The 14016-nt window shown below is 53.3% G+C and carries 15 protein-coding genes; 10 read left to right on the top strand and 5 right to left on the bottom strand.

Annotation, left to right across the window (positions count from 1 at the left end; genetic code table 11):
- Positions 1 to 154: 154 nt before the first annotated feature.
- From SK39_RS12620 to ghrB, 6 genes are all read left to right on the top strand, one after another.
- On the top strand, positions 155 to 817 hold the full coding sequence (locus SK39_RS12620) for an OmpA family lipoprotein (RefSeq protein ID WP_003837719.1): 663 nt from the start codon (positions 155 to 157) through the stop codon (positions 815 to 817).
- Positions 818 to 958: 141 nt separating this feature from the next.
- Complete coding sequence (locus SK39_RS12615) at positions 959 to 1975, top strand: LacI family DNA-binding transcriptional regulator (RefSeq protein ID WP_044700393.1); 1017 nt, start codon at positions 959 to 961, stop codon at positions 1973 to 1975.
- Between the two features lie 99 nt (positions 1976 to 2074).
- Positions 2075 to 2824 (top strand): sugar phosphate isomerase/epimerase family protein, encoded by a 750-nt coding sequence (locus tag SK39_RS12610; protein ID WP_003024284.1) that lies wholly within the window; start codon positions 2075 to 2077, stop codon positions 2822 to 2824.
- 3 nt (positions 2825 to 2827) lie between these two features.
- On the top strand, positions 2828 to 3766 hold the full coding sequence (locus SK39_RS12605; protein WP_046671000.1) for a sugar kinase: 939 nt from the start codon (positions 2828 to 2830) through the stop codon (positions 3764 to 3766).
- A gap of 70 nt (positions 3767 to 3836) precedes the next feature.
- Positions 3837 to 5147, top strand: a complete 1311-nt coding sequence (locus SK39_RS12600) for an MFS transporter (protein ID WP_032939182.1) — start codon at positions 3837 to 3839, stop codon at positions 5145 to 5147.
- 258 nt (positions 5148 to 5405) lie between these two features.
- Positions 5406 to 6380 (top strand): glyoxylate/hydroxypyruvate reductase GhrB, encoded by a 975-nt coding sequence (gene ghrB, locus SK39_RS12595; RefSeq protein ID WP_032950490.1) that lies wholly within the window; start codon positions 5406 to 5408, stop codon positions 6378 to 6380.
- A gap of 58 nt (positions 6381 to 6438) precedes the next feature.
- Here ghrB and SK39_RS12590 read toward each other — a convergent pair whose 3' ends face one another.
- On the bottom strand, positions 6439 to 7149 hold the full coding sequence (locus tag SK39_RS12590) for a DUF3053 domain-containing protein (RefSeq protein ID WP_003837709.1): 711 nt from the start codon (positions 7147 to 7149) through the stop codon (positions 6439 to 6441).
- 380 nt (positions 7150 to 7529) lie between these two features.
- Between SK39_RS12590 and SK39_RS12585 the strand changes: the two genes are divergently transcribed.
- From SK39_RS12585 to cueP, 3 genes are all read left to right on the top strand, one after another.
- Positions 7530 to 7820 carry an HTH-type transcriptional regulator gene (locus SK39_RS12585; RefSeq protein WP_003024273.1) on the top strand — a complete coding sequence of 97 codons (291 nt, stop codon included), beginning with the start codon at positions 7530 to 7532 and terminating at the stop codon, positions 7818 to 7820.
- A gap of 279 nt (positions 7821 to 8099) precedes the next feature.
- Positions 8100 to 8312, top strand: a complete 213-nt coding sequence (gene cspE, locus SK39_RS12580; protein WP_000014594.1) for a transcription antiterminator/RNA stability regulator CspE — start codon at positions 8100 to 8102, stop codon at positions 8310 to 8312.
- 187 nt (positions 8313 to 8499) lie between these two features.
- On the top strand, positions 8500 to 9039 hold the full coding sequence (gene cueP / locus SK39_RS12575; protein ID WP_048217063.1) for a copper-binding periplasmic metallochaperone CueP: 540 nt from the start codon (positions 8500 to 8502) through the stop codon (positions 9037 to 9039).
- Between the two features lie 64 nt (positions 9040 to 9103).
- Here cueP and glyS read toward each other — a convergent pair whose 3' ends face one another.
- From glyS to SK39_RS12560, 3 genes are all read right to left on the bottom strand, one after another.
- Entirely contained in the window at positions 9104 to 11173 is a 2070-nt protein-coding gene (gene glyS / locus SK39_RS12570) for a glycine--tRNA ligase subunit beta (RefSeq protein WP_003837705.1), read from the bottom strand.
- 9 nt (positions 11174 to 11182) lie between these two features.
- Positions 11183 to 12094 carry a glycine--tRNA ligase subunit alpha gene (gene glyQ, locus SK39_RS12565; protein WP_001168551.1) on the bottom strand — a complete coding sequence of 304 codons (912 nt, stop codon included), beginning with the start codon at positions 12092 to 12094 and terminating at the stop codon, positions 11183 to 11185.
- A gap of 95 nt (positions 12095 to 12189) precedes the next feature.
- Positions 12190 to 12498: a YsaB family lipoprotein gene (locus tag SK39_RS12560; protein ID WP_032937205.1), complete on the bottom strand. Its 309-nt coding sequence runs from the start codon at positions 12496 to 12498 to the stop codon at positions 12190 to 12192.
- Between the two features lie 172 nt (positions 12499 to 12670).
- Here SK39_RS12560 and SK39_RS12555 point away from each other — a divergent pair, with 172 nt between their 5' ends.
- Positions 12671 to 13666, top strand: coding sequence for an acyltransferase (locus tag SK39_RS12555; RefSeq protein WP_003837703.1), 996 nt, complete (start codon positions 12671 to 12673; stop codon positions 13664 to 13666).
- Here SK39_RS12555 and yiaB read toward each other — a convergent pair.
- Positions 13663 to 14016: an inner membrane protein YiaB gene (gene yiaB / locus SK39_RS12550; RefSeq protein ID WP_003844581.1), complete on the bottom strand. Its 354-nt coding sequence runs from the start codon at positions 14014 to 14016 to the stop codon at positions 13663 to 13665. The genes SK39_RS12555 and yiaB overlap by 4 nt on opposite strands.

Below are 14016 nucleotides of genomic sequence, written 5' to 3'. Positions count from 1 at the left end.
CGCTCCTGAATGCGATGTGACGACTTATTTATTATGCCGTTCAATGTTACTTACAAATTTCAGAGTCTTCCCTGGAATTTTCTTCATGTTCACACGTCATAATCAACCGCCACGGTCGCTGTGGCAAAGAAGAAAAAGTCATTAAGGAATTAAGATGAAGAAACGTGTTTTTGTTATTGCTGCCATCGTGAGCGGCGCCCTGGCGGTTTCTGGCTGCACAACAAACCCTTACACCGGCGAACGCGAAGCAGGTAAATCCGGCATTGGCGCGGGTATTGGCTCTCTGGTCGGCGCGGGCATTGGCGCACTCTCTTCTTCGAAGAAAGATCGCGGTAAAGGCGCACTGATTGGCGCGGCGGCGGGTGCGGCCGTTGGCGGCGGTGTCGGTTATTACATGGACGTGCAGGAAGCCAAACTGCGCGACAAAATGCAGGGAACGGGCGTCAGCGTGACGCGTAGTGGCGATAACATCATTCTGAATATGCCGAATAACGTCACCTTCGACAGTAGTAGCGCCAACCTGAAACCTGCTGGTGCCAACACCCTGACCGGCGTGGCAATGGTACTGAAAGAGTACAATAAAACCGCCGTCAACGTGCTGGGCTTCACCGACAGCACCGGCAGCCAGGATCTGAATATGCGTCTGTCTCAGCAACGCGCGGACTCCGTGGCCAGCGCCTTAATCACGCAAGGGGTTGCCGCTAATCGTATCCGCACTCAGGGCATGGGTCCGTCAAATCCGATCGCCAGCAACAGCACGGCGGAAGGTAAAGCGCAAAACCGTCGCGTTGAGATTACGTTGAGTCCTATGCAGTAATCGTTGAGCCGGGTGGCAGCTTCGCCTTACCCGGCCTACGTTCGACAAGTAGGCCCGGTAAGCGCAGCGCCACCGGGCAAATTACTTGCTTCGTCAGATTTTCCCGCTAAGGTATTCACACGAAATTCAGGGAAATCAGCGATGAGCAAATCAACACGGGCAACCATCAGCGATGTGGCGAAAGCCGCAAAAACCGGCAAGACCAGCATTTCACGCTATCTCAACGGTGAAAAGCACCTGCTTTCCGACGCGCTACTGGCCCGCATTGAACAAGCCATTGCCGATCTCGACTACCGTCCCAGCCTGATGGCAAGAGGACTGAAACACGGTCGTACCCGCCTGATTGGCCTGATCATCGCCGATATTACCAATCCCTACTCCGTCAACGTGTTAAGCGGCATTGAAGCCGCCTGCCGCGATAAAGGCTTTACCCCGCTGGTGTGTAACACCAACAACGAAGTGGATCAGGAACTGCATTATCTTGACCTGCTGCGCAGCTACCAGGTCGAAGGGATTGTGGTCAACGCCGTCGGGATGCGCGAAGAGGGGCTGAACCGCCTGCAGCAGTCTGCGCTGCCGATGGTGCTGATTGACCGTAAAATTCCCGATTTCGCCTGTGATATGGTCGGGCTGGATAACACCCAGGCGGCAACGGTTGCCACGGAACATCTGGTCGAACAAGGTTTTGAAGCCATCCTGTTCCTCAGCGAACCGCTCGGCATGGTGAATACCCGCCGCGAACGCCTGAGCGCTTTTCGCGCCACCCTCGCACAGTACCCCGGCGTTATCGCACAAAATGCCGAAGTCCCGCTCACGGACAATACGCAGTTGGACGAAACCCTGCGCCAGTTCCACCAGCAGCACCGGGGAATGCGCAAAGCCGTTATCTCAGCCAATGGCGCTCTCACACTACAGGTTGCCCGCGCCCTGAAACGCATTGGCCTTAACTGGGGCAGCGATATCGGCCTGCTCGGTTTTGACGAACTGGAATGGGCCGAACTGGCGGGCGTTGGTATTACCACGTTGAAACAACCTACCTGGCAGATTGGCTACACCGCCGTTGAGCAGGTTGTACGCCGGATCGATGGCGGCCCTGCTGCCATTCAGGAACAGGTCTTCTCCGGCGAACTAATCGTTCGCGGCTCTACCGCCCGTTAAATTTCCTTCGTGATGGTGATCATAAATTCAACATCATAAGCTTTTCTTTGGAACCGGTTCCATCTAGCGTTATAGCAAGAACGCTAGTCTGGAGTTTCCATGAAAAGAAAAATTATGGTGGTCACCGCCGCTTACGGCCATGACCAGGTACGGGCCGCTGGCGGGCAAACGGCAATGCTGCCCATTATCGCTGAAGCCGGTGCTGACGGCGTCGAAATCCGCCGCGAATTGCTGACCGACGCCGAGCTGCACACGCTGTCTACGGTGGCATCTGCTATCGAAATTTTCGGCCTGCTGGCCTGTTACTCAGCGCCTGAGCCGTTGTTCCTTGAGGACGGTAGCCTCAATCCCCGACTTCCTGCGCTACTTGAAGAAGCACAGGCCCTGCAGGCGCTGTGGCTAAAAGTCTCCCTCGGTCATTTCTCCCATACCGAACAGTTCAACGTGTTACGCGAATGGCTGGACAACAGCGGAATGGAACTGGTTGTCGAAAACGATCAGACCGCCTGCGGACGCCTGAAGCCGATGCAGCGCTTTAACGAAGCCTGCCAGACGCAAAATCTGCCGATATCTCTGACCTTCGATATGGGCAACTGGCTGTGGGTGGGCGACTCCCCGGAACAGGCGGCGCAGAAACTGGCGTCAACCGTTGGGTATATCCATGTCAAAGCCGCCGTTGCACATCGCGACAGCTACCGTGCCGTACCGCCTGATGCAGCCGATCCGCGCTGGCTGACGCTGTTGAAAACGCTGCCGGGCGATGTTCCACGCGGCATTGAGTTTCCCCTGGAAGGGCAGGATTTGGCGGCGGTTACTCGCCGTTACGTCGAGTTGTTACGCGAGGAGTAACGCATGAAAAATTCACTGGATGTGGTCACTATTGGTGAAGCGATGGCGATGTTTGTCGCCACGCAAACCGGCGAACTGGCGGATGTGGAGCAGTTTATCAAGCGCGTTGCTGGCGCTGAACTCAATGTGGCGACCGGTCTTGCCCGGCTGGGCCTGAAGGTCGGTTGGGTAAGCCGTGTAGGCAACGACAGTTTTGGCCGTTTTATCGTTAAGTCGCTGGAAAAAGAAGGGATTGATGCGCAGGGAGTCACCCAGGACGAGCGTTACGCTACCGGCTTTCAGCTTAAATCTAAGGTCGAAAATGGAACCGATCCCATTGTGGAATACTTCCGCAAAGGTTCCGCTGCCAGCCACCTCAGCATTGAGGATTATCACGAAGCCTACTTCGCCAGCGCGCGCCACCTGCACCTGAGCGGCGTAGCGGCGGCACTTTCTGCCAGCTCTTATGAACTGTTAGCCCATACCGCCCGCACACTGAAAGCACAAGGGAAGACCATCTCGTTCGACCCGAATTTACGCCCTGTGCTGTGGAAAAGCGAAGCCGAGATGGTGGAAAAACTGAACCGTTTGGCATTCCAGGCCGACTGGGTTTTGCCTGGATTAAAAGAGGGCATGATTTTAACCGGTCAGCAGACGCCTGAAGCCATCGCCGACTTTTATCTGCGCCACGGGGTGAAGGCCGTGATCATCAAAACAGGGGCCGATGGCGCCTGGTATAAAGCCGCCAACGGCGAGCAGGGCTGCGTCGCACCGGTAAAAGTCGACAACGTGGTCGACACCGTCGGCGCAGGCGATGGCTTTGCCGTGGGCGTTATTAGCGCCCTGCTGGAAGGCCGCTCGCTGCATCAGGCGGTGACCCGCGGCAATAAAATTGGCGCACTGGCCATTCAGGTTCAGGGCGACAGCGAAGGATTACCCACACGTGAACAATTAGGGGAATAAATTCCCGGCCAACTCTGTCTCTGTACCCTACATTCAGAGGCGGCGTATCAGTATAACCAGAGGGCAGTCTATGAATAGCTCAACTAATGCAGCAAAACGCTGGTGGTACATCATGCCAATCGTGTTTATCACGTATAGCCTGGCGTACCTTGACCGCGCGAACTTCAGCTTCGCCTCCGCCGCAGGTATCAACGAGGACCTCGGCATTACCAAAGGGATCTCTTCCCTGCTGGGCGCGCTGTTTTTCCTCGGCTACTTCTTCTTTCAGATCCCGGGCGCAATTTACGCCGAACGCCGCAGCGTACGAAAACTGATTTTTGTCTGTCTGATCCTCTGGGGTGCCTGTGCGTCGTTAACCGGCATGGTCAGCAATATTCCAATGCTTGCCGCCATCCGCTTTATTCTTGGCGTCGTTGAAGCCGCCGTGATGCCCGCAATGCTGATTTATATCAGTAACTGGTTTACGAAGTCCGAACGTTCGCGCGCAAACACTTTCCTGATCCTCGGTAACCCGGTTACCGTCCTGTGGATGTCCGTGGTTTCCGGGTATCTGATCCAGGCACTGGGCTGGCGGGAAATGTTCATCATCGAGGGCTTCCCGGCCATCATCTGGGCGTTCTGCTGGTGGGTGCTGGTAAAAGACAAACCGTCTCAGGTCGGTTGGCTGTCAGAATCTGAAAAAGCCGCCCTTCAGGCACAACTGGAAAAAGAGCAGCAAGGCATCAAAGCCGTACGGAACTATAGCGAGGCTTTCCGCTCACGTAACGTCATCCTGCTGTGTATGCAGTATTTCACCTGGAGTATTGGCGTCTATGGTTTTGTCCTGTGGCTGCCGTCGATTATCCGCAACGGCGGTGCAAATCTGGGGATGGTTGAGGTTGGCTGGCTGTCATCCGTACCTTATCTGGCGGCGACTGCGGCGATGATCCTCGTTTCCTGGGCCTCCGATAAACTGCAAAATCGTAAGCTGTTTGTCTGGCCACTGTTACTGATAGCTGCTTTCGCTTTTATCGGCTCCTGGGCCGTGGGCGCAGACCACTTCTGGATTTCTTACACGCTGTTGGTTATTGCGGGTGCGGCAATGTATGCCCCTTATGGTCCTTTCTTTGCCATCATTCCGGAAATGCTGCCGCGTAACGTTGCCGGGGGTGCAATGGCGCTGATTAACAGTATGGGCGCACTAGGCTCATTCTTTGGTTCATGGTTTGTCGGCTACCTCAATGGCGCTACCGGCAGCCCGTCCGCCTCGTACATTTTTATGGGGGTAGCGCTTTTTGTCTCAGTATGGCTAACTCTCATTGTGAGGCCGAGTCCTGCCATTGAACACACCGTCGACACTGTGGCAGAACCGCGTAATCAAGGCGGAGGGCGCTGGGCATAGTGAACTATGCCCAAGCCAGACAACGAAGAGTTCGTGGTTCTGACGCGTGTCCCGAAGGGCTGGGGCTATTTTTGCCCATTGCGGCGTTACTCCCAGCTCGTTTGGTTCACCAAACTTCTCTGCTCATGCCTTGCACTGGGCAAAAATAACCGCCAGCGACGTGCGTGTGCAACGGCAGGACTCGGCCTGAGCCTGCTAATAATCAACAGCTACCTATTGGCGCACGCCACGCTTAAATTTTAACTTACGGAGATTCGCATGAAGCCGTCCATTATTCTCTATAAAGCGTTACCTGACGATTTACTGCATCGCCTGGAAGAGCATTTTACTGTGACTCAGGTGCCTAACCTGCGCCCGGAAACGGTCGCACAGCACGCTGAGGCTTTTGCCAATGCGGAAGGTCTGCTGGGCTCCAGTGAAGCCGTCAATACCGCTCTACTGGAGAAAATGCCGAAACTGCGTGCGACCTCCACGATTTCCGTCGGCTATGACAACTTCGACGTCGATGCCCTTAACGCGCGTAAGGTGCTGTTGATGCACACGCCAACCGTACTGACAGAAACCGTCGCCGATACGGTGATGGCGCTGGTGTTAAGTACCGCTCGCCGCGTGGTAGAAGTGGCTGAACGCGTGAAGGTCGGTGAATGGACCAAAAGTATCGGGCCGGACTGGTTCGGTACGGATGTGCACCACAAAACGCTGGGGATTGTCGGAATGGGCCGCATTGGGCTGGCGCTGGCACAACGTGCGCATTTCGGCTTTAGCATGCCGATTCTCTATAATGCGCGCCGTCATCATCAGGAAGCAGAAGAACGCTTCAATGCGCGCTACTGCGACCTCGATACGCTGTTACAAGAATCCGATTTTGTCTGCCTGATCCTGCCGTTAACCGACGAAACGCATCATCTGTTCAGCACCGAACAGTTTGCCAAAATGAAGTCTTCCGCCATTTTCATTAACGCCGGACGTGGGCCGGTGGTCGATGAAAAAGCACTGATTGCCGCCCTGCAAAACGGTGAAATTCATGCCGCTGGCCTGGATGTGTTTGAGCAGGAGCCATTACCGGCTGACTCACCGCTGCTGTCGCTGCCAAACGTGGTTGCTGTGCCGCACATTGGTTCAGCCACGCACGAAACGCGCTATAACATGGCGGCCTGTGCGGTGGATAACTTAATCGATGCGCTGCAAGGACGCGTTGAGAAGAACTGCGTAAACCCGCAGGTCGCACCATAAACAAAAGGCCGGGTAGCGCTTACGCTCACCCGGCCCTTCATATCTTACAGCGGCTTAATTACTGAGCGGCATTCACCGCAGCAGTCCAGGCCTGGTTAAATGCTTGATGTTGAGAAGCCAACGGGCCAATCAGCGTGTTGTACTGACTTGCCTGCTGTGACGTTGGGAACTGGATACCGTTGGCGACAAAGCTCACCTGCGTATCCTGCTGCGCCACAAAATCACCAACCTGCACTAACTGCTGCGTGAAGATTTGCGCTGCAGGGATCAGCGGCTGTAACGCCTCTGCAGGTACAGTGACGACTTTATTGTAAACCTGGTCAAAGACCGGCTTCAGATCTTCGCCCTGCTTCAGCGCGCCATGCGCAGCATCTGCCTGTAGTTTCGCATTCTGCAACTGTTGCCCTAATACACCTAGCGCACCATTTGCCTGACGCAGCGGCTCACGCTGAGTCACATAATCCTGAGGAACACGAATCGCATTTACGCTATCAACCACCGGACGCAGACCGGAGTCCATCGCCTGATTAACCTGCTGCGAATAGCCATACAGAATCGCGTAATCGGACACAAACGGGCCAAACTGTTTTTTCTGATCGGCGGTCAGCGTTGGTAAACGCTCTCCGCTACGCATTGCAGTATTCTGCAGAAAATCGATAAACGCTTTGCGTTGATCGCCTTCTTTATCAAAACACCCACTCAGGCCAACTACCATTAAGAGCGCCAAAACAGGCGCAAACCAGCGAGAGCAGGACTTACCTGTCGCCATTTTAATACTCCTTTCACCCAAAAATGCGCACAACGACACCCGCGTGCCTGACGTTAACAAGGATAGTCCAGGTCAGCCCCGCAAGATACCCTTTCCGCATAATCTTGTGGGGGAAAATAACCGTTCCCACCACCGTTCGTTTTGCTAAACAATGCTGCATTTACTACTCGGCGTCATATTTTAGTCATCTTTACAATCGGAATCGATCGTTCGGAGATCCCGACCTTTATCAGTTTGTTAGCCTGCGAAAGATTGTTGCCCACCGTTTGCTGAAACGAATCCATCTCTCAAACCCCGAATCCGACTTCATTTTTTCCGACTACTCTTAATGAGCTTCGAAGAAATTCACGATCCCGCTGTGTGATTTGTAGGAGTTCTCAATGGAATACAAAGATCCTATGTTTGAACTGCTGAGCAGTCTGGAGCAGATTGTTTTTAAAGATGTATCGCAGACGGTCACTCTGACGCAAAAAACCAACCCTTTCACCGAATTTGAACAGTTACGACGAGGGACGGGTTTAAAAACAGATGATTTTGCCCGAGTAATGGGCGTGACAGTCGCGATGGTTCATGAATGGGAGTCTAAACGCGTAAAGCCTTCCACTACCGAATTGAAGTTAATGCGCCTGATCCAGGCAGATCCAAGATTAAGTAAGCAACTGATGGATTGAACTATTTTTCAATTTTGCTTAAGAACGGTCCTGTAACGGGGCCGTTCCCTTACGAAGGTTATCCACAAAAAAGAAAATAGTAGTTGCATCCACATGCGTAAAATGAGTTAATGCCCTCAACGGTTTGACGTACAGACCATTACAGCAGTTAGTAAGGCAAGTCCCTTCAAGAGTTATCGTTGATACCCTTCGTAGTGAGCATTTCCTTTACTGTTAAAAAATCTGTAAAGCACGCCATATCGCCGAAAGGCACACTTATTTTTTAAAAGGTAATACACTATGTCCGGTAAAATGACTGGTATCGTAAAATGGTTCAACGCTGACAAAGGTTTCGGCTTCATCACTCCTGACGATGGCTCTAAAGACGTGTTCGTACACTTCTCTGCTATCCAGAACGATGGCTACAAATCTCTGGACGAAGGTCAGAAAGTTTCCTTCACCATCGAAAGCGGCGCTAAAGGCCCGGCAGCTGGCAACGTAACCAGCCTGTAAGCTTAAAAAGCTCAAGATTCTGAATCCCTGCCAAACGGCGGGGATTTTTTTTATTTGTACTTCTTAAAACGCCTCGCCCACATGCGTCTTTGCATTACTTTACCCGTCGCCCCTTTGACCTTTCCCTAAGGGCAAGCTTTATAGTGAGCAAGTCTGTATTCCACAATGTTCACAAGGAATTGAAGCTATGTCGAAATCCTCATTGCTGCTGGTTTTAGGTTTACTCACCACCGGTAGCGCGTTCGCCGCAACCCCTGAAGCCACTTTTTTGGCGGAACACGGGCTCAGCGGAAAATCCGTCGAGCAAATCGTCGAGGCCATTGACCAGTCTCCCCAGAGCCGCCCACTGCCCTACTCGGCATCCGTCACCAGCACTGAACTGAAGCTATCTTCAGGCGATCAGATCTATACCCTGTCGCTCGGTGACAAGTTCTATCTGTCATTTGCCCCTTATGAATGGCAAACACATCCTTGCTTCAACCACAGCCTTTCCGGTTGCCAGGGCGAAATGCCGGAGAAGACATTCAATGTCAAAGTGACGGATAACAAGGGTGACGTAGTGCTACAAAAAGAGATGAAGAGCGGTCGAAATGGCTTCGTCGGGGTTTGGCTACCGCGCAATATGGCAGGCACCATCGCAGTAAGCTACAACGGCAAAAAAGCGGAGTATCCCATTAAGACCATGGAAGACAGCCAGACCTGTCTGACTAAATTACAGCTGCGCTAACAACATAAAAAAATGCCGGATGGCGCAATGCTTATCCGGCATTTTCTAAGTCAGCTCAGGACCGTTACTGCAGCAGCGAAATATCCGCCACGCGCAGGAACAGTTCGCGCAGTTTTTCGAGCATGGAGAGACGGTTGATACGCAGATCTTTATCTTCTACGTTGACCATCACTTTCTCGAAGAACGCATCAACCGGCTCACGCAGTTCCGCTAACTCAACCAGCGCTTCCTGGTAATGGCCAGCGGCGAAAACTGGCTCCAGCTTATCGCGCAGCACCACAACCTGCATCGCCAGCGCAATTTCTTCCGGCTCTTTCAGCGTTGCCGCATTCACACGGTCATTCAGCGTTTCTTCAGACTTCGCCAGGATGTTCGATACACGTTTGTTCGCGGCAGCCAGCGCGGACGCGGCCTCCAGTGTACGGAAGTGCGAAACCGCCTTCATACGTGCGTCGAAATCAGCCGGACGAGTCGGACGACGCGCCAGCACGGCCTGAATGGTATCGACGGTATAACCTTCGTCCTGATACCAGGCGCGGAAGCGACCAAGCATAAAGTCGATAACGTCATCCACCACGTTGGCGTTGGTCAGCTTGTCGCCATACAGACGAACAGCCTCTTCCGTCAGCGTTTGCAGATCCAGATTCAGGTTCTTCTCAACGATGATACGCAGCACGCCCAGCGCAGCACGACGCAGCGCAAACGGGTCTTTGTCGCCTTTCGGATGCTGACCAATACCGAAGATACCCGCCAGGGTGTCCATCTTGTCAGCAATCGCCACGGCACAAGCCACCGGGTTAGACGGCAGGTCATCACCGGCAAAACGCGGCTGATACTGCTCGTTCAGCGCCACAGCAACATCTTCCGCTTCGCCATCGTGACGCGCGTAGTGCATTCCCATCACGCCCTGGGTGTCGGTGAACTCGAAGACCATGTTGGTCATCAGGTCGCACTTGGACAGCAGGCCAGCACGCGTTGCGTGGTTAACGTCAGCGCCAATTTGACCAGCAATCCAGCCCGCCAGCGCCTGGATACGGTCAGTCTTGTCGCGCAGCGTACCCAGTTGCTGTTGGAACAGCACGGTTTGCAGACGCGGCAGATGGTCTTCAAGGCGTTTTTTACGGTCGGTATTGAAGAAGAACTCGGCATCCGCCAGACGCGGACGAACAACCTTCTCGTTACCGGAGATAATCTGGGTCGGATCTTTCGATTCGATGTTGGCAACGAAGATAAAGTTCGGCAGCAATTTGCCGTCGTTCGCATAAACCGGGAAGTACTTCTGGTCACCTTTCATGGTGTGTACCAGCGCTTCAGACGGAACAGCGAGGAATTTCTCTTCGAATTTCGCGGTAAGCACTACCGGCCATTCTACCAGCGAGGTGACTTCTTCCAGCAGGCTTTCGCTCAGGTCAGCGTTACCGCCAATCTTACGCGCCGCTTCTTCAGCATCGGCTTTGATTTTCGCTTTACGCTCAGCGTAATCCGCAATGACTTTGCCGCGCTCACGCAGGATTTCCGGATACTGATCGGCAGAATCGATAGTGAATTCCGGCTCGCCCATAAAGCGGTGTCCACGGATCACACGATCGGACTGAATGCCCAGAATCGTTGCCGGAATAACTTTGTCGCCCAGCAGCAGAGTCACGGTGTGAACCGGACGCACGAAGTGAACGTCAGACGCGCCCCAGCGCATCAGTTTCGGGATCGGCAGCTTCGCCAGCGAAGTGGCAATCATGTTTGGCAGCAGCGTTTCAGCGCTTTCGCCTTTCACATGCGCGCGATACAGCAGCCATTCGCCTTTGTCGGTAGTCAGACGCTCAGCCTGATCAACCGTGATGCCGCAGCCACGTGCCCAACCTTCTGCCGCTTTGCTCGGTTTGCCTTCAGCGTCAAACGCCTGGGCAATGGCCGGACCGCGTTTTTCAACTTCACGATCGGGTTGAGATTCCGCCAGATTCGCGACTTTCAGCGCCAGACGACGCGGCGCAGCGAACCACTCAACGTTGCCGTGCGCAATGCCAGCGTTATCCAGCTCCGCGGTAAAGTTTGCAGCAAAGGACTCAGCCAGGCTGCGCAGTGCTTTTGGTGGCAGCTCTTCAGTGCCGATTTCCACCAGAAAAGTTTTCTCAGACATGGCCGCCTCTTATTTGTCTTTGTTGCACATCGGGAAGCCAAGGGCTTCACGGGAAGCGTAGTAAGCTTCTGCCACTGCTTTGGTCAGGGTGCGAATGCGCAGGATATAGCGCTGACGCTCGGTGACGGAAATGGCTTTACGCGCATCCAGCAGGTTGAAGCTATGGGCGGCTTTCAGAATACGTTCATACGCAGGCAGCGGCAGCGGATTTTCCAGCGCCAGCAGCTGCTGCGCTTCTTTCTCGTACTGCTCGAAGCAAGTGAACAGGAAGTCCACATCGGCGTATTCGAAGTTGTAGGTGGATTGCTCCACTTCGTTCTGATGGAACACGTCACCGTAAGTGGTTTTACCCAGCGGGCCGTCGCTCCAGACCAGGTCGTAAACGCTGTCTACGCCCTGAATGTACATGGCCAGACGTTCCAGACCGTAGGTAATTTCCCCGGTTACTGGTTTACATTCCAGACCACCAACCTGCTGGAAGTAGGTGAACTGAGTCACTTCCATGCCGTTCAGCCACACTTCCCAACCCAGGCCCCAGGCACCCAGCGTCGGGTTTTCCCAGTTATCTTCCACGAAACGGATATCGTGAATGGTCGGGTCCATACCCAGCTCTTTCAGAGAACCCAGGTACAGCTCCTGAATGTTGTCCGGTGACGGCTTAATCACTACCTGGAACTGATAGTAGTGCTGTAAGCGGTTCGGGTTTTCGCCATAGCGGCCATCGGTCGGACGACGGGAAGGCTGCACATAAGCAGTCGCCATCGGTTCCGGCCCCAGCGCACGCAGGCAGGTCATTGGGTGAGATGTTCCCGCGCCGACTTCCATGTCCAATGGTTGAACAATGGTGCAGCCCTGGCGAGCCCAGTAATCCTGTAAGGTCAGGATCAAGCCCTGGAAGGTCCTGGTATCAAACTTTTGCATATTATTTCGTGCTGGATACGTGTGGATTTAAAGGAAGCGATCAGTATACCCGCTGGCTGCAAGATATACAGTACGAAACGGGAAAAAGGGGGAACTTAGCGCATGGAAAGGTGCAAAAACTGCCCGTCTGCATCAAAAGAACAGACAAAACTCTCTTTACGGAAGGTAGAACCACGCATCTCATAGCTGCCCTGGAATTGCTCCAGGCCGGAGATATCAATTTTCTGCGCGCCAGTGTTGTAGCGTTGCGCCGCCTCATTTTTGCACAATGACTCCATATCCAGCGAACGTGTGGCACTGACCTTAACCTTTTGCGCTTTCTGCGCGGGTGCAGACGGTTGTGTGTCAGCGCACGCTACCAGCAAAAGGGTAGCGATTGCGGGAAAGAAATACTTCATCATCATTTTATTACCGCCTGGTTTGCTGGTCAGTCTTATTATTAGTGTCTGGAAACAGATCCTATTTTGAGAATCTCATCAGACCATCTCAAGCTTTAGCGTAAGAACTCGGATTATTCCAGTGAGCTACGTTCGCAAAATATCGGTCAGACTTTTTTTAATGGACACAGAGGAACTGATGCAGCCCAAAATTTTCTGGATTGATAACCTGCGCGGGATAGCCTGTTTAATGGTCGTGATGATCCACACCACGACCTGGTACATCACCAATGCGCAAAGCGTCAGCCCGTTGAATTGGGATCTGGCTAACGTGCTCAATTCAGCCTCTCGCGTCAGCGTCCCGCTGTTCTTTATGATTTCGGGCTATCTGTTTTTCGGTGAGCGTAGCGCCAAACCGCGCCATTTCCTGCGCATCGCGCTCTGCATTTTGTTTTACAGCAGCGTGGCGCTGGCCTATATCCTGCTGTTTACCTCGATCAACGCTGAGCTGTCGCTGAAGAACCTGCTGCAAAAGCCGGTGTTCTATCATCTGTGGTTTTTCTTCGCGATCGCCGTCATCTACCTGGTTTCTCCGCTGATACAGGTGAAAAATATCAGCGGCAAGATGCTGCTGGCGTTGATGGTGGTGATAGGCGTGATTGCCAATCCCAATACCGTCTCGCAAAAAATTGGCGGTTTTGAATGGCTACCCATTAACCTGTACATCAGCGGCGACACCTTCTATTACATCCTGTACGGCATGCTGGGCCGGGCGATTGGCATGATGGATACGCAAAAGCGCGCGCTCAGTTGGCTCTGTGCGGCGTTATTCATTACCGCAGTATTTATTATTTCTCGTGGCACATTGCATGAACTGCGCTGGCGAGGCAATTTTGCCGACACCTGGTATCTCTACTGCGGCCCTGCGGTATTTATTTGCGCCGTCTCACTCCTGACGCTGGTCAAAAATACGCTCAGCACACGTACTCTGCCGCTACTGGGCCTTATTTCTCGCCATTCATTGGGCATTTATGGTTTTCATGCGCTGATCATTCACGCACTACGAACCAACGGAATTGAACTCAAAAACTGGCCACCGCTGGATATGCTGTGGATTTTCAGCGCCACGCTGGCAGGCAGTTTACTGTTGTCCATACTGTTGCAGCGCATCGATACGCGCAGGCTGGTGAGTTAACCCCCCATATTTTGCAGACGTAGCAACAAAACTTGCCCCAGTAAACATATGATGAATGCCACCGGATACAGCCCTTTTTCGAGGGGCGATAACGGGGCGTTCCAGACGCCCACCAGCAGCAACCCTATCGTGATGAGTGTGACCATTTGACATACAGAGGCGAAGCGTTCGTCGCTCTGATTGAGATTCACTGCACGCTGATAAACATATGTCACAAACATTCCCGTCATCAGCACGCCCAGAAAATAGCCTTTGCCGCTCAATAACGGGCATGCCTGCCATAAGCCAATAACGTAAATCAGTGCGCCAGACAGGAATAATATCCATGGCAACAGCCTTGTCGTCTTCAT

The sequence above is a fragment of the Citrobacter sp. BIDMC107 genome, from assembly GCF_001037575.1.
GTDB classification, from domain to species: domain Bacteria; phylum Pseudomonadota; class Gammaproteobacteria; order Enterobacterales; family Enterobacteriaceae; genus Citrobacter; species Citrobacter freundii.
Note: the sequence above shows the minus strand (reverse complement) of the source record. Positions and strands in the feature narration are given on the sequence as shown.